The sequence below is a fragment of the Longicatena caecimuris genome, from assembly GCF_018406465.1.
Taxonomy (GTDB): domain Bacteria; phylum Bacillota_I; class Bacilli_A; order Erysipelotrichales; family Erysipelotrichaceae; genus Longicatena; species Longicatena caecimuris.
This window is the reverse complement of record NZ_AP024510.1, coordinates 1,219,551-1,241,967: the sequence shown is the minus strand read 5'-3', so window position 1 is coordinate 1,241,967 and position 22,417 is coordinate 1,219,551. Positions and strand designations below refer to the sequence as shown.

General features: G+C 37.4%; 19 protein-coding genes, 1 tRNA gene and 1 pseudogene. 7 read left to right on the top strand and 14 right to left on the bottom strand.

Features of this window, described 5'->3' with window-relative positions; translation table 11 throughout:
• Positions 1-99 precede the first annotated feature (99 nt).
• On the bottom strand, positions 100-786 hold the full coding sequence (locus tag KJS44_RS05740; RefSeq protein ID WP_008688948.1) for a LysM peptidoglycan-binding domain-containing protein: 687 nt from the start codon (positions 784-786) through the stop codon (positions 100-102).
• A gap of 139 nt (positions 787-925) precedes the next feature.
• Between KJS44_RS05740 and KJS44_RS05735 the strand changes: the two genes are divergently transcribed.
• Positions 926-1,558: a hypothetical protein gene (locus tag KJS44_RS05735; RefSeq protein WP_008688950.1), complete on the top strand. Its 633-nt coding sequence runs from the start codon at positions 926-928 to the stop codon at positions 1,556-1,558.
• A gap of 86 nt (positions 1,559-1,644) precedes the next feature.
• Here KJS44_RS05735 and KJS44_RS05730 read toward each other — a convergent pair whose 3' ends face one another.
• From KJS44_RS05730 to deoC, 5 genes are read right to left on the bottom strand one after another with little or no spacing between them, the layout of a single operon-like run.
• On the bottom strand, positions 1,645-2,682 hold the full coding sequence (locus KJS44_RS05730; protein WP_008688953.1) for a zinc-dependent dehydrogenase: 1,038 nt from the start codon (positions 2,680-2,682) through the stop codon (positions 1,645-1,647).
• A gap of 2 nt (positions 2,683-2,684) precedes the next feature.
• Positions 2,685-3,707, bottom strand: a complete 1,023-nt coding sequence (locus KJS44_RS05725) for a Gfo/Idh/MocA family oxidoreductase (protein ID WP_008688954.1) — start codon at positions 3,705-3,707, stop codon at positions 2,685-2,687.
• Position 3,708: 1 nt separating this feature from the next.
• A complete protein-coding gene (locus KJS44_RS05720; RefSeq protein ID WP_008688956.1) occupies positions 3,709-5,079 on the bottom strand; it encodes a PTS fructose transporter subunit IIC in 1,371 nt (456 codons plus the stop codon).
• A 32-nt stretch (positions 5,080-5,111) separates the two neighbouring features.
• Positions 5,112-5,555, bottom strand: a complete 444-nt coding sequence (locus tag KJS44_RS05715; RefSeq protein WP_008688957.1) for a PTS sugar transporter subunit IIA — start codon at positions 5,553-5,555, stop codon at positions 5,112-5,114.
• An 11-nt stretch (positions 5,556-5,566) separates the two neighbouring features.
• Positions 5,567-6,241, bottom strand: a complete 675-nt coding sequence (gene deoC, locus KJS44_RS05710; RefSeq protein WP_008688960.1) for a deoxyribose-phosphate aldolase — start codon at positions 6,239-6,241, stop codon at positions 5,567-5,569.
• Positions 6,242-6,396: 155 nt separating this feature from the next.
• On the opposite strand from deoC, the gene KJS44_RS05705 reads away from it, so the two are divergent.
• Positions 6,397-7,179, top strand: coding sequence for a DeoR/GlpR family DNA-binding transcription regulator (locus tag KJS44_RS05705; RefSeq protein ID WP_008688963.1), 783 nt, complete (start codon positions 6,397-6,399; stop codon positions 7,177-7,179).
• 190 nt (positions 7,180-7,369) lie between these two features.
• Here KJS44_RS05705 and yihA read toward each other — a convergent pair whose 3' ends face one another.
• Genes yihA through KJS44_RS05685 form a run of 4 tightly spaced genes read right to left on the bottom strand, consistent with a single transcriptional unit; the run spans position 7,370 to position 12,384 of the window.
• Complete coding sequence (yihA, locus tag KJS44_RS05700; RefSeq protein WP_008688964.1) at positions 7,370-7,960, bottom strand: ribosome biogenesis GTP-binding protein YihA/YsxC; 591 nt, start codon at positions 7,958-7,960, stop codon at positions 7,370-7,372.
• Positions 7,961-10,285, bottom strand: coding sequence for an endopeptidase La (gene lon / locus KJS44_RS05695; protein WP_008688966.1), 2,325 nt, complete (start codon positions 10,283-10,285; stop codon positions 7,961-7,963).
• Positions 10,286-10,341: 56 nt separating this feature from the next.
• Positions 10,342-11,619, bottom strand: a complete 1,278-nt coding sequence (gene tig, locus KJS44_RS05690; protein ID WP_008688968.1) for a trigger factor — start codon at positions 11,617-11,619, stop codon at positions 10,342-10,344.
• A 39-nt stretch (positions 11,620-11,658) separates the two neighbouring features.
• Positions 11,659-12,384, bottom strand: coding sequence for a DUF3196 family protein (locus KJS44_RS05685; protein WP_008688969.1), 726 nt, complete (start codon positions 12,382-12,384; stop codon positions 11,659-11,661).
• A gap of 507 nt (positions 12,385-12,891) precedes the next feature.
• Here KJS44_RS05685 and KJS44_RS05680 point away from each other — a divergent pair.
• The 3 genes and pseudogenes from KJS44_RS05680 to KJS44_RS05670 all read left to right on the top strand — a co-directional run bounded on the left by KJS44_RS05680 (position 12,892) and on the right by KJS44_RS05670 (position 14,450).
• A tRNA-Arg gene (locus KJS44_RS05680) sits at positions 12,892-12,968 on the top strand.
• A gap of 180 nt (positions 12,969-13,148) precedes the next feature.
• Positions 13,149-13,289, top strand: a pseudogene (locus KJS44_RS14720) (MerR family transcriptional regulator); the annotation flags it as partial.
• 102 nt (positions 13,290-13,391) lie between these two features.
• Positions 13,392-14,450, top strand: a complete 1,059-nt coding sequence (locus tag KJS44_RS05670; protein WP_008688970.1) for a hypothetical protein — start codon at positions 13,392-13,394, stop codon at positions 14,448-14,450.
• 486 nt (positions 14,451-14,936) lie between these two features.
• Here the strand turns inward: KJS44_RS05670 and KJS44_RS05665 are convergent, their stop codons facing one another.
• Together KJS44_RS05665 and hpf are read right to left on the bottom strand one after the other, a co-directional pair.
• A complete protein-coding gene (locus KJS44_RS05665) occupies positions 14,937-16,238 on the bottom strand; it encodes an alkyl/aryl-sulfatase (RefSeq protein ID WP_008688973.1) in 1,302 nt (433 codons plus the stop codon).
• Between the two features lie 365 nt (positions 16,239-16,603).
• Complete coding sequence (hpf, locus tag KJS44_RS05660; protein WP_008688975.1) at positions 16,604-17,137, bottom strand: ribosome hibernation-promoting factor, HPF/YfiA family; 534 nt, start codon at positions 17,135-17,137, stop codon at positions 16,604-16,606.
• Positions 17,138-17,299: 162 nt separating this feature from the next.
• Between hpf and KJS44_RS05655 the strand changes: the two genes are divergently transcribed.
• Complete coding sequence (locus KJS44_RS05655) at positions 17,300-17,707, top strand: DUF1893 domain-containing protein (protein ID WP_008688977.1); 408 nt, start codon at positions 17,300-17,302, stop codon at positions 17,705-17,707.
• Positions 17,708-17,795: 88 nt separating this feature from the next.
• Here the strand turns inward: KJS44_RS05655 and KJS44_RS05650 are convergent, their stop codons facing one another.
• Both KJS44_RS05650 and KJS44_RS05645 read right to left on the bottom strand, forming a co-directional pair.
• The gene (locus tag KJS44_RS05650) at positions 17,796-18,758 is read right to left on the bottom strand and encodes a dipeptidase (protein WP_008978958.1); all 963 of its coding nucleotides are present in this window, start codon (positions 18,756-18,758) and stop codon (positions 17,796-17,798) included.
• A 29-nt stretch (positions 18,759-18,787) separates the two neighbouring features.
• Entirely contained in the window at positions 18,788-19,765 is a 978-nt protein-coding gene (locus KJS44_RS05645) for a zinc dependent phospholipase C family protein (protein ID WP_008688980.1), read from the bottom strand.
• Between the two features lie 369 nt (positions 19,766-20,134).
• On the opposite strand from KJS44_RS05645, the gene KJS44_RS05640 reads away from it, so the two are divergent.
• Positions 20,135-22,408, top strand: a complete 2,274-nt coding sequence (locus KJS44_RS05640) for a bifunctional diguanylate cyclase/phosphodiesterase (RefSeq protein ID WP_008688982.1) — start codon at positions 20,135-20,137, stop codon at positions 22,406-22,408.
• The last annotated feature ends 9 nt before the right edge of the window (positions 22,409-22,417 follow it).

Genomic DNA, 22,417 nt, shown 5'->3' with positions numbered 1-22,417 from the left:
GCAATCTTTGGGAATTCATTTTCAAGGTCAGAAACAGGACGAATTTGTATCATGTTCAAGCACCCCTTAAAAGGAAAAAGATGATTCCAAATAGAATCATCATGGTAAGATTACTAAAGTTTTGGCCTCAATCGTTTTATTATGATTACATGCACGTAAATCAGCTTCTTTCACCTCATAACGATTGGCAATACTGGCATACGTATCATTGGGTTTTGCGACAATCATGCGATAAGAAGTATACGTGGTATCGGCATCCTCAAATAAATCTTCAAATTCATCAACCGTCGTTTTTTCCGTTTCCGGTTGTTCATTTTCTGGAGTAGTGATAATCTCTTGTGCTTCTTCTTCATCTTGCTTATTGCTGTTCGATGTATCCGGTACTGGTGTTTGTTCTCGTTGTGGAATTGGTGTTGTCGTTACCGGCTGTGGTGTAATTTTTTTCTGTGGTTTCTCTGTTTCTTCTTTTAAGCCGCTAATGTTCATGAGTATTGTTACAAGTATCCCATTTTCATCCATCTTCCCTTCACATGCTTCCACCTGCATAGCAAAAGGCATTGTGCCCAACTTTTCTCTAGGTGCTAATACATCCATTTGCAATTCTTCTTCAAAAGGTATTATATTGCCATCCATTGTTTCATAACTGCCTTGAATATGCAGCGGCCCGGTTGCCCGAATACCATCTTCATCTTGATCATATTGCAGCTGTTCTTTTGCCTGCAGTGTATGCAAACGCTTTATTTCATCTGCATAAAACAGATGCTTTTCAATCTTCATTGTTTTCATTGTCAAATCCTCCTATCACTATGTATGCATCTTTTTCTCTAAATATGCCCATGTGAAAATAAAAACAACTTTCTTCTCTGTACTTTATCTTTTCTATGATAAAATAAATACAACAATAAAAAATAAGGAGTAAAGAATTATGATAAAAATTGAACGTTGCAGCGTTATGAATTTTGAAAACGCCATTCGCGGAGCTCGTAATCCGATGAATAGCTGGAATCGCATGGATTCCTATTATGATGATGAAGGAAACTTTGTGATGGGGCCTAATGATTTATCTTTAGCACAGCGTTTAGCAAAGGCTGGCAGTGACCATCGTAAATTTATTCGCCAGATTTTTGTTTCCGTAGATTTTACCGCACCAATGTACTGGTGGAAAGAATATGACACCTATAAAGTAGCAACGGTTGCCAATTCAACAAGCACCATGCATAAGATTGCCAGTAAGCCTTTTACATTAGATGACTTCTCTTATGAGCATATGAATGAAAAAGCCTTAGCATCTTTGAAAGCAGTCATAGCGGTATTGGAAGAGTTGCGCTTGGAATATTTAGAAACAAAAGATAAAACTGTCTGGTATAGCATGATTCAACTATTGCCAACCAGCTACCACCAACTGCGTACCTGTACCTTGAATTATGAAACGTTAATGAATATATATTATGCCAGAAGAAATCACAAACTGGATGAATGGCATGTTGTATGTGATTGGATTGCTTCTTTACCTTATGCAAAAGAATTGATCCTAGCTGTGGAACAAAAAGAACAATAAATGATAAAAAAGGCGAACTTTTCGCCTTTTTTATGTGCTTTCATATTTATTTACTACCATTATGTCATGCTCACTGTCTGATCAGATTATGCAAACGTAATGACATGTTTTAAACCAACGGCATGTGCTGCCTTATCCATCGCCTCCATGAAATCATCGATGGGATATGTTGCGGATATGATGCTATTCAAAGGGATACGTTTATCGTTTACCAATTTGCTGCAAAGTCGATAATCCATGACACTTTGTCTGGTACAGCCATAAATGCTCAATTGCTTGTAATGTACAAGATTCGTATTTAATGATACATTTTCGCGATCTTTAGGAAGACCGCCAAAAAATAACAGCTGCCCATTCATATTCATATACTGCAAGGATTGTGTTTGTGCTGTTGGTGCCGGAGCTGCAATGATGCATACATCTACGCCCTTTCCCGTATGCTTGCGTATCTCCTCTTGTAAATCACCTTCCACCAGAATCAAATCAGGAAAGAGTTTCTTCGCCTGTTCCATCCGTTCACGACTGAGATCATTCATGAACACCTTGGCAGCACCAAACAATTTTGCCACCATGATATGCATAATTCCAATCGGGCCGGCGCCGATAATCAAAACATCTTTTCCCGGTGTCATATGCAGACGCTTTTGCCCATTATACACACAGCTTAAAGGTTCCACCAAAGCAGCTTCCGCAAAGGAAATCGCATCCTGTAATACCGTAATATTTCCTTGTTGAATGGCGGTTGCTGGAATTTTTACATATTCGGCAAACCCACCGTTCATATTAATACCAAAGGCTTGGTAATGCTCACACAGATGTGTTTCACCACTCACACAATGATCACAAGTGCCACATCCCATATTGGGCGCAACAGCTACTCGTTGCCCTACTTCATACGCCGTGACTTGTTTACCGATTTTCTCAATGACCCCGGCAAATTCATGGCCGATAATCAAAGGATGTTCTTTAGATACATGTTGATAACCATTCTTATACATCCGAACATCACTGCCACAAATACTTGCAGCTTTCACCTTTAATAGGATTTCATCATCCCCTATTTCCGGCAGCGGAACTTCTTCTACGCTAATGTCTAGCTTTCCTTTTAATAATGCAGCTTTCATTTTTACTCTCCTATTCTGATTGGTCGTTTTTCAAGTAACGAACGCAATCCTTCACGTACCAGAATCAATGCCATTTTACCATCATGTCCACTAACTCTAGGGGTATCATCTTCACGTATGCAACGAATAAAATCTCTTGCTTCATTAATATAAGCATCTTTAAATAACTTTGTCCAGGAAGGCATGACTTCAGCATGCATGCACTTATCATGAGTGGCGATGCTCACATTGTTGTTTTTCTGTGAACCTACCAATACATTGCCACATGTACCTAATATCTCCGCTCTGGCATCATAGCCATACTGTACATATTGTGCTCCATCAATCATGCCGATAATGCCATTTTCAAATTCCAATAATACAGCCACGGTATCATAATAGTCTGGATATTCTGCTTTTTTTTCGCAGGAGCGAAAATTTCTTCCAATTGCATGAATACTTTTTACTTCGCTGTCGGCATACCAGCGCAACGTATCGAAATCATGGCTGTTAACTTCTCCGATAGGTCCACTGCTTTTTGCTATATCATACATCCATTCTTTGGGCTCACTTGGTCCATGAGTCAGTGATTTAATCATTGTCACTTCACCGATCTTACCAGATGTAATGACTTCTTTTGCTTTCTGAAAGCTCTCATCATAACGCCGCATAAATCCTACTTGTAGCTTTACATGATGTTGTTTACAAGCTGCTATCATCTCATCACATTCTTCCGCTGAAATCGCCATCGGTTTTTCGCAGAACACGTGTTTGCCGGCAGAAGCTGCCGCCAGCACAATTTCTTTATGGGTACCTGTTGGTGTCACCACGATTACTGCATCTATCTCTTTATTCTGTAGTGCCACTTGATAATCCGCATACGTATAAGCAACATGAAGTTCTTCTTGGGCTTTTTTTAAATTTTCTTCACAGGGATCACATATTGCCAATAGACGTGCTCCCACGACGTTTCCCATATAGCTGCGGGCATGGATCATGCCTGCTCTTCCTGTTCCTATTAAACAGACGTTTAGACAATCTTTCATATTATTTTTCCTTCTTCCATAAAGATACCAGCAAGGCGGATACAACCGTACCAACAGCTAATGCCAATACCATCATAAAGACATTGGATGTAGCACCGGGAATTAACAAGACAAAGAATCCTCCATGTGGTACAGCAAGACCACAATTGAAAACCATTGACAATGCCCCGGTAATCGCAGAACCTACCGTAACAGAGGCAAGAACACGAATTGGATCGGCTACCGCAAAGGGAATCGCTCCTTCAGATATAAAGGATAGACCAAGAATCCATGCTGTTTTTCCTGATTCACGCTCATCGCGTGTATATTTTTTCTTTGCCAACACTGTGGAAGATAAGGCCATAGCAAGTGGAGGTACCATACCAGATAACATTACCGCTGCCATTACCGGACTTGTCTGTCCTTGCGTTAAGGCTGTTAAAGATGCAACACCAAAGAAATATGCTGCTTTTCCAATAGGACCGGCAAGGTCAATTGCCATCATGGCACCAAGAATGACCCCTAATACAACGGAGCTAGCACCACTCATGCTTGTCAGCCAAGATGTCAAGGTTTCATTCAACCAAGTAAGTGGTTTTCCGACGACAAAGACCATTAAGAAACCGGTAATGATACAGGATAGTACCGGAATGATCAAGACCGGCATCAGACCTTCAAACTTTTCTGGTAATTTTACAAAGGCTTTTTTAACACCTAAAACCGAGTAACCTGCAATAAAGCCTCCTAGCAATGCTCCTAAAAAGCCAGACCCGGAAGAAGATGCCAACATACCGGCAACCATGCCTGGTACAAGTCCTGGACGATCAGAAATAGAGAAAGCCACATAACCGCCAAGTGCTGCCCACATCAATCCCATGGCAGTACCACCGATGGTCTTAAAGGCTTCGGCAATTGCTCCTTCTGAATTAATACCACCAAATGCAAAAGATAATGCAGTCATGATACCACCGGCTACAACAAATGGAATCATATAAGATACACCTGTCATCAAATGAGCGTAAATACCTTTAAAGTTGTTATTACTTTCTTTTTCAACCTTTATGGTTTCTGTTTGTTTAGCACCTCCATAGATAGGAGCTTGCAAAGAATCCTTTAAAACCTGTTGTCCGTTTTTGATGGCATCATTGACATCTACTTCATATAAGCGTTTTCCATGGAAACGATCTTTGTTTACAGATGTGCTTGCCGCTATGACAACAGCATCTGCAGCCTCAATATCTTCTTGAGTTAATACATTTTTAGCCCCCACCGACCCCTGCGTTTCAACCTTGATGTTCCATCCGATATCTTTTGCGGCTATTTCTAATGCCTCAGCTGCCATATATGTATGGGCAATTCCGGTTGAACATGATGTAATCGCAATCAGTTTCATAATATCTTCTCCTTTTTCATCTACGATGTTTATTATTCGATAGCTTGATAAAATGTATCTATATCATTTGCCTGTAACAATGCCTCTTGAACTTCCTGATGCATGAGCTTACGCGCCAATGTACTGAGCATATCCAAATGCGTTTCATCTTCATGTTCCGGTATAGCGAGCATGAATACACAATAGACAGGCTTTTCATCAAGTGAATTCCAGGCAATACCCGTTTCACTCTTGCCAAAGGCAATACAGGCATGGGGTACAGTAGCCGATTTCCCGTGCGGTATAGCAATTCCACCTCCTATCCCGGTCGTATATTCCAATTCTCTCTCTTCTACTGCTTTCAGATAAAGTGATAAATTCTTCACTTTCCCTGCTTGATATAGTAGTTCTGCCATTTCCTTTAATGCGGCTTCTTTCTTATCAGCTTGGAGTTGGAAAGTTACACAATCCTTACTGATATATTCTTGTATATTCATTATTGATCTCCTTATTTTTCTGCCAGTTCATCGCATATTTTTATGCCTGAGGAAGTACCTAGACGAGTTGCTCCTGCTTCTATCATGGCCAATGCAGTTTTCAGATCGCGGATACCACCGGCTGCTTTTACTTGTACCTTATCACCGGCATATTGTTTCATGAGCCTTACATGGGCAATTGTTGCACCAGCACTGCCAAAGCCAGTTGATGTTTTCACAAAATCAGGCTCTACTTCTTTTGCAATTTTCGCAAGCTCGATGATTTCATCTTCCTCTAAATAACAGGTTTCAAAAATCACTTTGCAACAAACCCCATGTTTGCGAGCAATTCCTACTAAACATTCCATTTCTTTGCGAAGGTAGGCATAATCATGTTCTTTTACTTTGCCGATATTGCATACATAATCAAATTCCTGACATCCATTGCCAATGGCATCTTCAACTTCGGCAGCTTTTACAGCAATCGTGGTTTGCCCTAATGGAAAACCAATAGCAGCTCCACATAATACCGAAGAATTTTCCAACATCTTACGACACATCGCAACTGGATAGGAATTGATTGCTACAGATTTAAACCCATAAGCTTTCGCTTCCTCGCATAGCTGTTGGAAATCTTCTTTTGTCGCATAAGCTTTTAAGTTTGTGTGATCCACCATACTCGCTAATTCTTTTCTTGTTATTTTCATTTAATTCCTCCTATTTTCATTTGCTTTCGTTTTACAGGTTCATTATAGTCCTATATTTTTGTTTTGTAAATATATTTATTTATTTTTGTTTTTATTTATTTTCGTTTGCTTACTTTTCTATAATCTGCTAAAATATACATAAGGGAAGTGAAATTATGCAGAAGAACCCAAATCCGCTTTTTGCGGAAGAGCGAAAACGCAAAATTATGAATTTCATTAAAACAAACACCCGTTGCAGTGTGAGTGAGCTAGCAAAATTATTTGATATCACCCCTGCAACGATACGCAGTGATCTAAGGGAGCTAGAAAAAAACGGCAGTATCATCCGTACACATGGAGGAGCTGTTTTACGTAACAAGATTGAACAGGAAGAAGTATTAGATAATCGCAAAAACGATGATAAGAAAATGAAAATAGCCCAAAGCGCAATTGCTTATGTTCATGATGGTGATACCCTCGCCTTAGATACCGGAACGACAGCCTTGGCATTTGCAAATGCCTTGATCCAATCATCAAAAAAAAATCTGAAGATCATTACTTCAGATTTGATGTTGTTGCATACATTTGAAAAACGTCAGGACTTTGAAATCATCTCCATTGGTGGCGAAATTCGTCATGGTTTCCATTTTGCCTGTGGCGATATTGCCATTCGTATGTTGAGTGCTTTCCATGTTGATAAATTTTTCCTAACAACTTCTGCCATTGATCTGGTACAGGGATTGACAACACCGAATGCTGGAACGGCTCATCTAAAAGCAAAAATGATGGCCATTGCCAATGAAACCATCTTACTGGTAGATTCTACGAAATTCAACAAAGTCTGTTTTTGTAAATTCGCTGATTTATCACAGCTTTCACGCATCATTGTCGATGATGCCATCGAACATGAGCAACAAGAGCATTTGCGTAAAACCATTCAAGAGGTTATCTTGGCCTAATATATAATTTCTAAAGCAGGAATTCCCTGCTTTTCTTTTGCTAATTTAAAAGATATCTAAAACTTTAGGGGTCTTAGATTTTAGTTCGTTTTCTTCATCTACCCTAAAGTTGTCCCCTAAATTTCTAGCAAAGACCCCTAAAAAATTAATTACCCAATTCATAAAAGAAAAGACGTGCATTACACACGTCTTAAGATTCAAAGATAGGAATGAGATACTCCCATACCGCCTCCATTCCCGTCTTTTTTTCAGCGGAGAATGGAAATAATGGCTCATGATCATTCAATTGCAATTCTTTACGAATCATCTTTAATTGATTTTTTAATTTGGTTGATGGCAGCTTATCTGTTTTCGTCGCAACAACAGCTACCGGAATTTCATAATATCGTGCAAATTCAAGCATGGTGATATCATCCTCTGTTGGTTTATGCCTTGCGTCCACAAGGATGACTAACCCTTTTTTCTGTTTTCTTTCGGCAAAATAATCTTCCATCATTTCGCCAAATTTTAGCAGCTGTGCTTTTGATATATTAGCATAACCATAGCCTGGTACATCGACAAACATGTATTTATCATCTAGGTTAAAGAAGTTTAAAAGTCTTGTTTTCCCCGGTGTATTTCCTACATAGGCAAGTTTTTTTCTTCCACACATCGTATTGATAAAGCTGCTTTTACCAACATTGCTGCGTCCTGCTAATACGATTTCCGGTAAATCGGTTTCCGGCCAAGATTTTTTATCGGGAGCAGATATAACTAGCTCTGCTTTCTGAAAAGTGATCATTTACTTTACCAAAGCTGCATCTAGTACCTGTGAAACACGTTCCACTGGGATAAAGCTTACGGTTTCCTTAACAGCAGCAGGTACATCATCAAGATCCTTCACATTCGCTTTTGGAATAACTACGGTTGTGATACCACAGCGATGAGCAGCCATCGATTTCTCTTTTAAACCACCGATTGGCAAAACATGACCACGTAAGGTAACTTCACCCGTCATAGCTAAATTCGCTTTTACCGGCGTGTTGCTTAGACTGGATACAAGCGCTGTTGTCAAAGTAACCCCTGCACTTGGTCCATCTTTTGGTACGGCTCCTTCTGGAACATGGATATGAATATCGTTATTTTCAAAGAAGTCTGGTTTGATCTTATACTTTTTAGCATTGGCACGCACATAATCATATGCAATCGTTGCCGATTCTTTCATCACATCACCAAGCTGTCCGGTAATTACCAACTTCCCTTTACCTTCGAAATGATTTACTTCAATCTGTAACACATCACCGCCAAAGGCTGTATACGCAAGCCCTGTCACAGTTCCTACCTGATCCTTTGTTTCACGCTTGCCGTATTCAAATTTTTCATTGCCTAACCATTCATGGATGAGTTTTTTTGTAACCTTGATCGAACGTTTTTTATCCTTAAGAATAGCCAAAACGCTCTTCCGGCATACAGTGGCAATCGTTCTTTCTAACTGACGCACACCACTTTCACGCGTATAATAACGAATCAGATAGCTGATCATATCATCGTCTATTTTCAGCTGGCTGTTCTTTAAACCATTTTCTTTAATCTGCTTTGGTACTAAATGACGTTTCGCAATCTCAATTTTCTCTAATTCCGTATAAGAGGAAAGTTCGATAATTTCTAAACGATCGCGTAAAGCGTTTGGAATATTTTCCAAGTAGTTTGCTGTTGCGATAAATAAAACCTTACTCAAATCATATGGTTCTTCAATGTAATGATCTGAGAACATCGCATTTTGTTCAGGATCCAATACTTCCAACATTGCACTGGCAGGATCTCCTTTATAATCACTTGCCATCTTATCGATTTCATCGATCAAAAAGACAGGATTGATCGTTCCGGCTTTTTTCATCGCTTGAATGAAACGTCCCGGCATACTACCTAAATACGTTCTGCGATGACCGCGAATTTCAGATTCATCTTTAACACCGCCAAGTGAAATTTTTACAAATTTACGATCTAATGCACGCGCAACAGATTTGGCCAAAGATGTTTTACCAACTCCTGGAGGACCAACTAAACAAATAATTGGAGCTTTCAAAGAATTCGTCATCTGTTTCACCGCTAAATATTCTAAGATACGTTCTTTGACTTTTTCTAAGCCATAGTGATCTGCATCTAAGACATCACTGGCAGCTTGCAAATCTTCATTATCTTTGCTTTCTTGCCACCAAGGAAGATCCATCATCCAGTCAATATAAGTTTTGATGACCCCGGTCTCCCCACTGGCTGCTGGCAACATTTCATAACGGCTTAGCTCTTCTTTAATTTTTTCTTTAATGCTTTCCGGATATGGGTTCTCATCTAAACGACGACGAATTTCATCCGCATCCTTATCACTGTCAGGCACATCACCTAACTCTTCTTTAATCGCCCGCATCTTTTCACGCAAATAGTATTCTTTCTGGCTTTCTTCAATACGTGATTTCACTTTATCATTGATCTTATTTTCAATCTGAGAAAGCTCTTTCTCACTTTCGATTTCCTGTAAGATCAAAAACAGACGGTCATTGACACCTGTTGTTTCCAATAATTCTTGGCGTTTTTCCAATGTAAAAGGAAACAATTGTGATATCTGATCCGCTAGCTGAGGAGCACTGACCCCTTTTGCCAACTCATTAATCATCTCTTTCGGAATGCTTTGCGAAATTGCTTCAATCTCTTCAAACTGTTTTGCAATTTTGCGAATTAAAGCTACTTCTTCCATCGCATCCTGTGTTACATCATACATAACCTCAGCAGATGTGCTCATCATCTCATCGTCATTGATGATCGTATGAATCTTTACACGCTGAAGCCCTTTAAATTTTACTCGCAGATAGCCATCCATACGACGGATATGGCGAATTTGACACAATGTACCAAAGGAATATAAGTCATCAATGTCTGGTGAATCCATCGCTAAGTCTTTCTGCGCTACCAGAACCACCTGACTCTCAAACTTTTCCTGAGCCTCTTCTACAGCACACGTAGATTTGTCTCGTCCTACATCAATGATTACTTCTTGATTTGGGAAGACAATTACACCGCGCGTACAAACCAAAGGCAGTCGTACAATTGGATTAGCATCGTTTTCACTCATTTGTCTACACTCCTTTCATAAGCCAAAAAAGACGCGGATGCGTCTTTTACGCGGCTTTACTTACCAGCTGTCTCTTTCAATAATTCAAGAGCTTTGCGAATACGCAGATCATACGCAATCGCATCTTTGCTAATCAGCTGTTTCACCTGTTCTAATGGCATGTTGTAAGTAGTTGCAACTGTTTCCAGTTCTTTTTCTACTTCTTCATCGCTGATTTCCATTTTTTCTTCAGCAGCAATTGCCTCTAGAACTAAACGCACTTTTACTTTGTTGTATGCGTCTTTGCCCATTTCCTCACGAATCATTTCATCTGTTTGTCCAGTTACCTGTTTGAACTGATCCAAGCTGAATCCCTGAGACTGTAAACGCTGTGCAAATTCATTTACCAAAGTATCCGTTTCTTCTTCTACCATAACATCTGGAATTTCTACTTCTGCAGCATCCGTTACCGCAGTCAGCAATTCATTTTCAAATTTCTGATTAGCCGCATTTGCTTTACTAGTTTCCAGATTTTTACGTGCATATTCTTTGTACGCATCAACCGTTTCAACATCTTTGATTTCTGCCTGTTTGATTAATTCATCATTTACTTCAGGCAATACCTTTTCTTTAATATCATGTACCGTAACCTTGAAGACCACTGGTTGACCAGCTAATTCTTCTGCCTGATATTCTTCAGGGAAAGTTACATTGATTTCTTTTGTTTCTTCGCTCTTCATGCCTAACAGCTGTTCTTCAAAACCTGGAATGAAAGAACCGCTACCGATTACTAATGGATAAGCCTCTGCTTTTCCACCTTCAAATGCAACACCATCTTTAAATCCTTCAAAGTCAATGACAGCTGTATCGCCATTTTCAACCTTGCCGTCTTCCTTTATTACTAGATCAGCAAAACGTTCCTGTAAAGAAGTCAATTCTGCTTCAACATCTTCATCGCTAACGGCTGCATCATCTTTTTTAATATCCAAGTTCTTATATGCGCCAAGTTTTACTTCTGGTTTCACTGTAACTGTGAATTTAAAAGTTACTTTATCTTCATCAATACTGTCGATGCCTAAAGAAGGACGAGAAACGACCCACAAGTCATGTTCCTTGATACCATCACTTAAAGCTTCACCAGCAACTTCATCAATTGCCTCCATTAATATATTTTGTGTACTGATTTGTTTTCTAACCAGTGCCTCAGGAGCATGTCCTTTACGGAAGCCTGGCAGATTTACTTTCTTAGAAAGTTTGCCAAATGCTTTCTTTTGAGCAGCTTTCCAAGCATCTCCTTCTACAGTTGTTGTTAATTCACCTGTTGATTTTTCTTTTAATTCCCATGTTGAACTCATGTTCATACCTCCTACGTACCCAATACGATTTTCACATGTTTAAATTTCATGCTTACTTAATAATAATTCATAACCACTGTTTCGCGCAAGTCCTTTTTCATTCAGAAATATTGCAAAAGCATCCATTTCTTCATGTGCCGCAAAGACATATTGTGCAACACCGATTGCAATTCCCAAAGCATCATCTTCTTCGATATTGTATGGCAATCGAAGATATGCCTCTTTTACTAGTGTTTCCACACACATCATCGTGAATGTCGGATTATCGCTTTCAAACCAATCCTTTAGGTATGCGACTGCTTGTATGACACCATCACTCTCCATTGGCGGCTCAATAAAGCATGGAGCAAAGGTTATGACTAACCCATCCATCTCAATTGTGAACTCGTCACTGATGTTTTGTTCCATCATCGCTTCAATTAGATAAGAGCGAATTAAGTAGTGTGGCGCATTGCCAAGGTAATCGCGTATCGCATCCAGATGATTACGAATATTACTTTTTCTTAACTGTTCAATCGCAAGAAACTGTTCTTCCAAGGAACCCTTTAGCAGCATTTCAATATCCTCTTCACTATAGCTTCGCTGTGCTTGTGGTTGCAACTCACTGCGACAGGCATTATAAAGATCGATCAATCGCTGTTCATATTCCTTAGGAATATAAGGCATGGAAAGCTCTTCCTCAAGAATCTGGTAAGCAGCTTGATGGTCATGTTGTTCCATCTGCATTTCTACTTTTTTTAGAATATCTTCATAATAAGTATCCATGGTATCTCCTTTACGACCAAACATACATTAATATAGCATATTTACCTTGTTTTATCAATTAGTATGTCCATAGTTGCGCCAATTTCACGCATTTTTTGTCCGTTATCACATAAAGTGTGTTATTTTCATTTCTTATGTGATGATTTTCCTTTGCCCATCCTGCTTTTACAACAGTCTTTCTAGGCAACGTACACACTTCATGCAGTAAAATCCCTAAAAATGAAAATACTTTTATTTTCTTTAAAATCATAAAAGCGAAGTTTCTTTTACAAACCGCTATATTATATAAGGATATGATATTTTAAAAATGCCAAACACATACTACTATTTTACAAAAAGTATTAATACATATGATTGACTTTACATATTTGAGGGTGCATATATCTCACTTTACACTTAACATTCTTTGTGTACTACGGTTGAAAAACTGTTCAGAAATGAAAAAAAAACAAATTATATATTGAAATTCAATATGAAATTTGCTATTATAATTAGGCATTGATTGTTGTCCACGTAGCTCAGTTGGATAGAGCATGCGCCTTCTAAGCGCACGGTCAGGGGTTCGAATCCCTTCGTGGACGCCATATGTGTATTACCCGCTGATGCAAGCGGGTTTTTTATTTATCGCAAAAAGTGACATGTGAAGCAACAACAATCACAAGATGATATAAAAATGTCGTAAATATAGCAAAAAGTTTATTTTTTCCTTGACCTTCCAGCTGCTAGAAGGTGTTTACTACCTCTATAAAAGAAGGAGCATAGCTATGAAAATTGGAGAAATTGAAAAATTGAGTGGCATCTCTGCCAAGACGATACGCTATTATGAAACTAAGGGCCTATTATAGATCAAACGTGGTGAAAATGCCTATCGCGAGTATGGCGAAGAAGATTTAACGCAATTACAAACAATTGCTTTATTAAGAAAATGTGGTTGTTCTATAGCTGCTATTAAGGATGTTACAGACGGAAAATGTACGCTAGTAGAGTTATTAGAAAAACAAATTCATATGTTGGAAAAACAGAAATGGCAAGAAGATCTTCGCCTATCTATTTTATATGATATGCAAAAATCTTTTCAGAAAAGTGATGCCTCTGCATTATCTGCATGGCTACAAACTTTAAAAGAAATCGAAACGGATGAATTCCAACAATTACACGAAGATGTCCAAATGTTGACGCAGCATTCCCCGCTTTTTTATGTTGTATGGACTCTCATTCTTAGTGGCCCTATTCTAACTTTATTTCTTAAAATTAATGAACATAATGTAGAACACCAAGGATTGCTAACCTTACTTTCTCTAGCTGACATGAGCGTGCTAACATTATTATGGCGTAAGTATTTTACTACAAGACACCAATTTAAAGAACGGAAAAAGAGAGGATGGATCTTACTCTTGTGGTTGCCTTTTTCTTTATGCATAGGATTTTTATTCATCTTTGTCATACAGTGGCTAAAAGAGCTGCTTTATCTTAAAGATGGCTACATACTGTGGAGTTCCACGATGCTTGCCGATATCCTTCCCTTTTTCTTCCACATTGAAGCGATGGTCATAAATGGCGCCTACATTGCCAAGAAAACGCATAATATTGATTTTGAAGACTATCAAGTCATCTTTCACAAACTGAAACACTACCGTTTCCTAATGCTCTTTGTAAATCTCATCGTTCTTTATATATCTTTAACAAACATCAATGTGCTATATCCATCACATCTTGAAATAGCACGCTGGTATGCGCCTATCCTGCAAACAAATGATTATCAAAATATCACAAAAGTAAAAACTGGTTTTCAATCAGCCAAATCCTTCTTATCGCAACACAATAAAGGTGATTTCTATTATTTTCTTTATCTGAAGGATGGTAAAAAGATTGATATTTCTATGCCAAATGCGGCACATGAAAAACGTTATGAAGAGCATACATATTTAGAAATTGAAGAGTGTGATGCCATCTTCATGCAACTCGGTATAAAAAAAGAAGGCAGTATGCAGCATTTTCAAGACAATACTTTGGCAGCCGAATATCGAAATCGTTTTAAAAAAATTGTTGAAAATAAAACAAAGTAAGAGCAATCAATGGTAGTTTATATTGATGTATTTTAATGAAGATACAAACATTTCTTCTTTAACATAAGTTACATTTCATATATGATTATCTGTATAAAAAATATTTTATCTATGTACCTATTAAGAAATCGGCTTTCCCACAAAGCCGCTATCATAACATGATCATTGAAATGACATTTCATAACAGATAATATAAAAAACATAAGGTGCCAATTATTGATAGACACCTTGTGCTTTTCATTAATAAATATAGTACCTAGATGAAAGACACTGCCTAACCTTAACAACTGTACGATGACTCCTCTAGGTTCTTTCTTACTTTAGGTTAGCTTTGTAAAAGTGGTTTCTAAATGGTTACTATGTATCGTCATTTTGGAAATCTCCATTTTTTAATTCCTATTTTTCAATTACCCATTTTCCAGTAGGGATTCTCTTCTGGAAAGATCCATTTTTATCAATCGTTTAGTGCAAAGCGCTCGTTTGTCCTTATAAGACAACATCATTATCAGGAAATTCTTTTGAAATTTTATTTCTTAATTCTTTAGCACAAGCGATATAGTAGTGCCGTCCATTGGCACTTGTTTCATATTCTGCAATTTTCTCTAATGCAGTTGCTTTTACTTCCAATATAGTTTTATCTATATCTATTTGTATCAGCAAATCACAAAGTTCTAAACACCATTGATAATCTCTGTCTTTAAGCGCTGTTTGCGCAGCTGCAAACACATTTTCTTTTCCTCCCATTAATTTAACCGTTTTACTTGCTTTTTGCTCAGGAGAAAGAGGGTGAAGATTGGTTGGATTTCCATCGAACCAGCCTAAATAAGCTGCATAGATTTCTCTTACTGTCCACTCTACACAACCATAATATTCACCTAAATATGGTAAGTCAGCATATTCAGCTGGTAAATGAATTTCAGAAGCTAATTGTTCTGCGTTTTTGCCTTCATTCATACCTTTCAGTGTTTCATTCAAGACATAATCCATCGCATTCTTGTAATTCGTTAGTACTTCATGAATTTTTTCTTTTCCCTGTATCAAGGCTGTGTGTCCAGCTAAAAGATATTTGGCAGGATAAGATAACATAAAGTCGATACTGTTAATCCATGTCGCAAGGTTTCGATATTGTCCGCCACGAATAGCGTATAGGTTTGGAAAACAACCAAAATAGTTATCCCCGCAACATAAAACTTCTTTTTGAGGAAGCCATATCATCATCTGATCCTCAGATTCGCCAACAAGTCTAACCAACTCTAATTGTATACCATCAATTTCTCTAATGACTTTATCTTGCTGATAACAAGTGGTCGGTGAAACAAAAGCACGCTGTTCACCATAAACAACTCCCTCACGTATCCCAATTCCTTGAGAAATGGCTTCATTATCATCTAGCGCATAACCAAACTGTCTTGCCCCTCGTAAAGTTTGAATATCCTTTAAAAAAGCTGTTTTCTCTAATTCCGCCATCTTAGGCTCAAATGCAATAATCTCCGAAACACTTTCTGAAAAAGCACCTGCGCCACCTCTGTGATCTGGATGTCCATGTGTGTAAAGAATGGTTTTAACTTTCTTTTCTGTATGATTTCGAATGATATTTGCCAATTTTTTGCCACGTTCTAAAGAATCTAAAGTATCAATCAGAAGAATACTTGTAGCACCTTCAATAAAAATAGCATTACTATGCCCCACGCCAAAAACGAACCATACACCTGATGTTATTTCTATAACAGCTTCTTTATAGTTTTTTGTAAAACTTGTTAATTTTTGTTTTCCATTAGATATTAACATATGATCTCTCCATTCCTTTTATTTTACAATATACCTTCTAACAAGAACAGCACTACTATGATACAAGGAAAAAATCACTTCAAATATACCTGCTTTTTCTTATTATAACAGTTTCAAATACGTGTTACAATTTTATTTGATTTCCACACGGTCTTAAGTCTATCTTTTCCTTACTTATCTTCCCTAAACAAAGCGGTCAAGTCCTGCAAGCACCTACGCTTCATAGCAATGTTGATCTATATGCTTGATTCGGCATGTTATAGTCTATTGGCACAAAGAAACCTTATCATTTAACAAACACCTACCATTAAACAAACAAGAAACCATTAGAAAAGTGTGCGATTGCACACTTTCTTTCATTATGTTTATTCCGTTTCAATTAAGCCATAGCCACCATCATGACGTTTATAGACAACGGCAATTTCCTTTGTTTCATCGTCGCGATAAATAAAGAAATTATGATTCAACATTTCCATACGCATAATCGCTTCATCTAATTCCATGGTGTCTGGGACAATGGATTTTGTCTTAACGACTTCATCCGCTTCATCATACTCTTCATCTAATTCTTCTGTTTCAAGGAACGCATATGCCAATTTCTCTTTGTTCTTTCTCGTTAATCTTGTTTTTTGTCTGCGAATCTGATCTTCCAGTTTGTCGATAGCCAAGTCAATGGCTGCATATAAGTCATCATGCACAACTTCTGCACGCAGAACTGCAAACTTTGTTGGAATCGTCACCTCTATTTTCTGTTTGTTCGGATACACCCGAACTACCACATTTGCAATCACATTCTCATCAATGATGAAATACTTTTCGAGATGATTTAACTTCTTCTCAATTTTCTCAGCGATTGCTGGAGTTACCGTAATGTTCTTACCGTAGATCTGGACTTTCATAATAAAATCCCTCCTTGTATTTATACCTTTATTATAGTCAAAAAAATTCCTTTTACTAGACTATCATTTTTAGATAAAATATGATAGACTTGTACTGTAAGGGCGATCATGGAAGTTTCGCTTTTTTTATGCAAACTATTTGTAAGAAAGGAAAAGAAAAAAATGGAAAGCCTGATGAAAATTTTAAAGGAAGAACACTTATCCTGTATAGTATCACAAAACAATCATATTTATAAAGAAAAGGCTGATGGAATACGCCCCATTCTAACCCTCCTTGATAAGGGTGTATTGAAAGATGCGCAAATCGCAGATAAAGTGATTGGCAAAGCGGCAGCAATGATGTTAGTATTCGGGGGCATCAAAGAAGTTCATGCTGGTGTGATATCTGAACCGGCACTGCATTTTTTACAAGCACATCATATTCTTGTTCATTACGAACTACTTGTGCCAAATATCATCAATCGCAAAAAAGATGGTATCTGCCCCATGGAAACATGTGTATTGCATATAGACGATATGGAGCTTGCCTATCACAAACTGGTACATTTGCTAGCACAAATGACCAAGTAAGAACGTCTTCCTACAAATAAATTGTTTAAAAAAAGAAAGTCTTAAGGTGAATTTTAAACTACCTGAAAACTTTCTTTTTTGAATGTTTCTATATGGCATTATGGGCCTGCCAAATCTTTTTAAAATAATCGCATGCATTACGATATGCAATTGCTGCAATCTCCTCTTCACTAAAATACTTACGCATTTCCTGAAGGATATTACCAGTCTGCGTACAATCCTTCGCACCCTTTAAATAATCATATTGTTCCTCATAAAAATCCATATAATCAAAGCCAAAAGCAATGCTGTCAACCTTATTATGATGAAACTCTTTTAACCAGACCATGTGCTGTACAAGATGGGCAACATCCTGTTTTTCTTTATTGCTATGCACAAATTGTGGTGCTGTATTCATTCCAATCAAAGTGCCACGTTTCAGCAATGCTTCAATCTGTTCATTCTTAAGATTACGTGGATGATCACACAATTCCCGAACATTAGAATGACTCGCGATGATATTGGCCTTAGGATGAGAAAGAATATCCCAGAAAGTTTTTTCATTTGCATGTGAGACATCAATGACCATATTCAGTTTTACCATTTCGTCCAATGCTTCTTTTCCCATTGCCGTAAGTCCACGTTGTGTATCACCTTTCACACCGGTTGCCAGCGCATTTTCATCATTCCAGCAAAAGGACGCCAAACGCACACCCTGTTCATACATCCAACGTATCTTTTCACGCGGATGCTCCTTGATTCCACACATCCCTTCTACACTCATAATGGCATGAACCTTAGCAGGTACAAAAAAGTCTTCTGCTTGCAAAAGAAGACAGACATCTTCGCACTCCTGTATGGCTTTTTTGGTACTTTGGATCATATCCTGCATATCCGTCCAATCTTCATGCCCATCAAAAAAAGATGCCATGCAAATATAAGCGATTTCTCCCTGCTCAAATTTAGGCAGATGATACGTTTTTAAAATATTCTCTTTATATCCCTTATTTTTCTTTTGCATAATATCGTAGCCGATATCTGCATGCAAATCAAAACTCTTCAAATCATACACCTCCGTTTAAAAAAGCAGCATATATGCTGCTAATGCTCATAGATGACATCAAAATACTGCATCTTAGGATTGCCATCCATACCAGTATCATATGCCTGATTTTGTAAAATATCCATAACACTTTGGACATTTGCATCATATTCTATACATCCATAGGCCTTTTCCACTACCGCAACTGCCAACGATTGCGCCTCTTGGAATAACTCAAGGAAGGATGCATTTGATCGCATAGCAGAATCACAAGGATGCAGCCATTCGCGTTTTTCTTCATTCAAGATATCATAGCGTTCATCAATCTTTGTTTTAACGATATTGCCACTGATCTTCCATGGTTGTCTAAACAAAGTTTCCACACCTTTAACAATGGGATATTTCAAATTATTAGGATCATACAATAATTTTTGAATATCATACCAGGAATTTAAAGCTTCTCGTATGTCATGTACCTTTACATCTACATGATACACTTCTTTTGCGCTAGGAACATATATCCTGGCAATAGCCTTTAGTATATCTTCATCATATTCACAAATTTCATAACAAGGGAATTCTTTAATATTAATACCCTTATATTTTTCTAACATCATGGTATCCATCATAGATTCAAAACGGTGATGATATCCGGCACTTTTTCCTTTACAGTTCCCGGTACGATAAAAAATATAAGGATGTGTTGTTTTATCTAATGCCCAATGACATAAATGTCCAAACAAATATGCCATCATTGTTTCTTTTATTTGTATGTTTTCCTGAGCTTTCACACAGCGCAGTGCAGTTTCATAAAAAGCGTTGATATGGGTTGCATGCATACGGCTCCCTAGATGATTTAAGACATGGCTCTTATATGCCTCCCAAGGCTTACTATGCGAAAAAAACAGAAAATCCGGTCCGTTACTGCCAATATAATAGCTTTGCGGATGTTTTTCAATAATTGAGCGAATATCTTGTTTTTCTAATTGTTTTAATACCTCTTCAGCAAATATTTTGTGCGTGATAATATTTGGCATGTGCTTCCCTCCTATTGTCGTCTAGTGGTATTATAGCATTTCATTCCTCTTTTTCACAATGCTTTATTATGAAAGCGAAACCCTTCTTTTCTTTTATGCTTGATTCCATAGGATAGTAACTGAAAGAGCAATGCCATATTTTTTATTTCTTATCATTTGCTGAAAGTGGTATCTTATTTTCGGTAATTGTTATCTTCATTCATTACAGATTACTTGTAGAAGTATGATACATACATGATATATGCTAAAAATAAAGTGAATAAATAGGAATTCTTATTCTAGTACCACTCTTTACATAATCCATGCTATAATGTAAGAACTATAACCGATGTAAGGGATATCGGATGATGATTTATATAGGAGATAGTCATGGTAACAAAAAAAACAAGTAGATATTATCGTATTATTCTTATATTATGCCTGTGCTTTTTCGTCTCAGGTGTCGGTTTTATTTTCTATATGATGAAAGAAAGCAATCAGAAAAATATTGCTTATTTTGAAGAGTCTGTAGAAAATATGAAGACAACGGTTAACGAACAAATAGCGAATAATATGGAAACCCTTGACGGTGTGGCACTTACACTTGGTGAAATGAAAGTTATGGATTTAAAACATTTACTTCCTATTATCCGTAAGATCAATGATCGCAACGCGTTTTATCGCATGGGTATCATTCATAGCAATGGGAAAGCCGACATGGTTGATTTAGATGGCACCATTCATCATAAGGTTGATTTTAGTTCCTCTCCTATTTTTCAATCAGGCATGCAAGGAAACCTTACCATTTCTAAGACATTAAAAGATCCTTTCAGTAATAACTACCTCAATTATTATAGTGTTCCTATTATCAGTAATAATCAAAATATCGGTGTGTTACTAGCGGCTGATAAAACTCAGCGACTGCGGAGTGTTTTGGATAATGCCATCTTCAGTCACAGTGGCTATTCCAATATCATTGACAGCAACGGCACTTATATCATTCGTTCTATGAAATCAGCAACGGTGGAAAATATAGGGGATATTGGTAATCTTAGTGAAGAACAATTAACAAGTATTCATCAAAACCTCAAAGATAAAACATCACATTTCTTCACATATGATGAGGATAAACAAACTTATTGGTGCTTATATACACCATTATCGTATAACGATTGGTATTTATTAAGTATCGTAAATGAAAATATGATTAATGCAGATCATACGCTGATCTATGGAATCATTCTGTTAACAGGCTTTGCCTTATTGATCTTTTTACTACTCTTTTACCTTATTAATCGCACGCACAATCGCACAAAGCAACATCTTGAAAGACTAGCCTTTGCAGATCCTGTGCTCGGTATATCAAACTTTGTCAAATTTTCTATAGATGTGGAAGAACAGATAATCCAAAGAAAAGACGCATTTCAACCATTCGCCTTTTGGTATGGGGATATTGATAATTTTAAAATCTATAATGACACCTTTGGCTATGAGGCCGGTGATGCTTTATTAAAAATCATGTGCAATTGCCTACTTGCCAATATGCAAACACATGATTTCTTCTGTCGTGAAAGTGCCGATCATTTTACGGGTATACGTTTTTTCCAAGAACCTAACCAATTAATCGAATGGCATGAACATATCATGAAAGCTGTTATTGCGAAAGAGCATTGCAATACACATTCTTTCCCTATTTCATTTGCAATTGGTTTTTACTGTGTAACAAAACCAGAAGATGTGTTAAGTGTAAATAAGATGTATAACCGTGCTAAGATGGCGCAACAGTCAATTAAAGCAAATCGTGAAATACGGCAAGCATTTTATTCCGATACCATTCGTCAAAATATCCTACATGTTAATGAGATTGAAAGTCAAATGCAGCTTGCCTTGAAGAATGGTGAATTTAAAATGTATATACAGCCTAAAACGGATACTCATCATAATCATCGCATCATGGGTGGAGAAGTTTTGGTACGTTGGCAAAAAAGTGATGGAACCATCATTCCTCCAAATGACTTTATTCCGATATTTGAACGTAATGGATTCATTGTTCTTTTAGATCGTTATATGTTTGCTTCTGCCTGCAAATGGCTGCACGATTATTTTGAAAATCACACACATCGCATTCATCTAGCAGTCAATGTTTCAAGATTAGACATTTTCCAGGAAGATTTCATAAGCTATTATGTTTCGATAAAAGAACAATATGAACTTTGTGATGATGTGATAGAATTGGAATTCACCGAAAGTCTAGCGATTGAAGACCATGCGTTATTAAGTGCCAAGATCAGTGAACTGCGTACTCATGGATTCCTTTGTTCAATTGATGATTTCGGTGCTGGCTATTCTTCCTTGAATACATTAAAAGAACTTCCTATTCAGGTCATAAAATTAGATATCTTATTCTTTCGCAAAGGTGCTTCTATAGAGAAAGCTCGCATCATTGTTTCCCATATTATTCATTTGGCGAAACAGCTTCATATCGCGGTCGTTGCAGAAGGTATTGAAGAGCCTGATCAAGTGTACTTCTTAGAAAAATGTGGCTGTGATTTCATCCAGGGATATGTCTTTGCTAAACCAATGCCGGCAAATGATTTTAAGAAGTTATTGTTGAAAGATCCTGTTGGCTATTGGGGAGAAGGCTTTCTTAAAGAATCTGATTAAGTAAATAAA

Bases quoted from the DNA above. Each gene is read 5' to 3' on its own strand.
- KJS44_RS05740 (WP_008688948.1), bottom strand. From the start codon at position 786: ATGAAAACAATGAAGATTGAAAAGCATCTGTTTTATGCAGATGAAATA.
- KJS44_RS05735 (WP_008688950.1), top strand. From the start codon at position 926: ATGATAAAAATTGAACGTTGCAGCGTTATGAATTTTGAAAACGCCATT.
- KJS44_RS05730 (WP_008688953.1), bottom strand. From the start codon at position 2,682: ATGAAAGCTGCATTATTAAAAGGAAAGCTAGACATTAGCGTAGAAGAA.
- KJS44_RS05725 (WP_008688954.1), bottom strand. From the start codon at position 3,707: ATGAAAGATTGTCTAAACGTCTGTTTAATAGGAACAGGAAGAGCAGGC.
- KJS44_RS05720 (WP_008688956.1), bottom strand. From the start codon at position 5,079: ATGAAACTGATTGCGATTACATCATGTTCAACCGGAATTGCCCATACA.
- KJS44_RS05715 (WP_008688957.1), bottom strand. From the start codon at position 5,555: ATGAATATACAAGAATATATCAGTAAGGATTGTGTAACTTTCCAACTC.
- deoC (WP_008688960.1), bottom strand. From the start codon at position 6,241: ATGAAAATAACAAGAAAAGAATTAGCGAGTATGGTGGATCACACAAAC.
- KJS44_RS05705 (WP_008688963.1), top strand. From the start codon at position 6,397: ATGCAGAAGAACCCAAATCCGCTTTTTGCGGAAGAGCGAAAACGCAAA.
- yihA (WP_008688964.1), bottom strand. From the start codon at position 7,960: ATGATCACTTTTCAGAAAGCAGAGCTAGTTATATCTGCTCCCGATAAA.
- lon (WP_008688966.1), bottom strand. From the start codon at position 10,285: ATGAGTGAAAACGATGCTAATCCAATTGTACGACTGCCTTTGGTTTGT.
- tig (WP_008688968.1), bottom strand. From the start codon at position 11,619: ATGAGTTCAACATGGGAATTAAAAGAAAAATCAACAGGTGAATTAACA.
- KJS44_RS05685 (WP_008688969.1), bottom strand. From the start codon at position 12,384: ATGGATACTTATTATGAAGATATTCTAAAAAAAGTAGAAATGCAGATG.
- KJS44_RS05670 (WP_008688970.1), top strand. From the start codon at position 13,392: ATGTTGGAAAAACAGAAATGGCAAGAAGATCTTCGCCTATCTATTTTA.
- KJS44_RS05665 (WP_008688973.1), bottom strand. From the start codon at position 16,238: ATGTTAATATCTAATGGAAAACAAAAATTAACAAGTTTTACAAAAAAC.
- hpf (WP_008688975.1), bottom strand. From the start codon at position 17,137: ATGAAAGTCCAGATCTACGGTAAGAACATTACGGTAACTCCAGCAATC.
- KJS44_RS05655 (WP_008688977.1), top strand. From the start codon at position 17,300: ATGGAAAGCCTGATGAAAATTTTAAAGGAAGAACACTTATCCTGTATA.
- KJS44_RS05645 (WP_008688980.1), bottom strand. From the start codon at position 19,765: ATGCCAAATATTATCACGCACAAAATATTTGCTGAAGAGGTATTAAAA.
- KJS44_RS05640 (WP_008688982.1), top strand. From the start codon at position 20,135: ATGGTAACAAAAAAAACAAGTAGATATTATCGTATTATTCTTATATTA.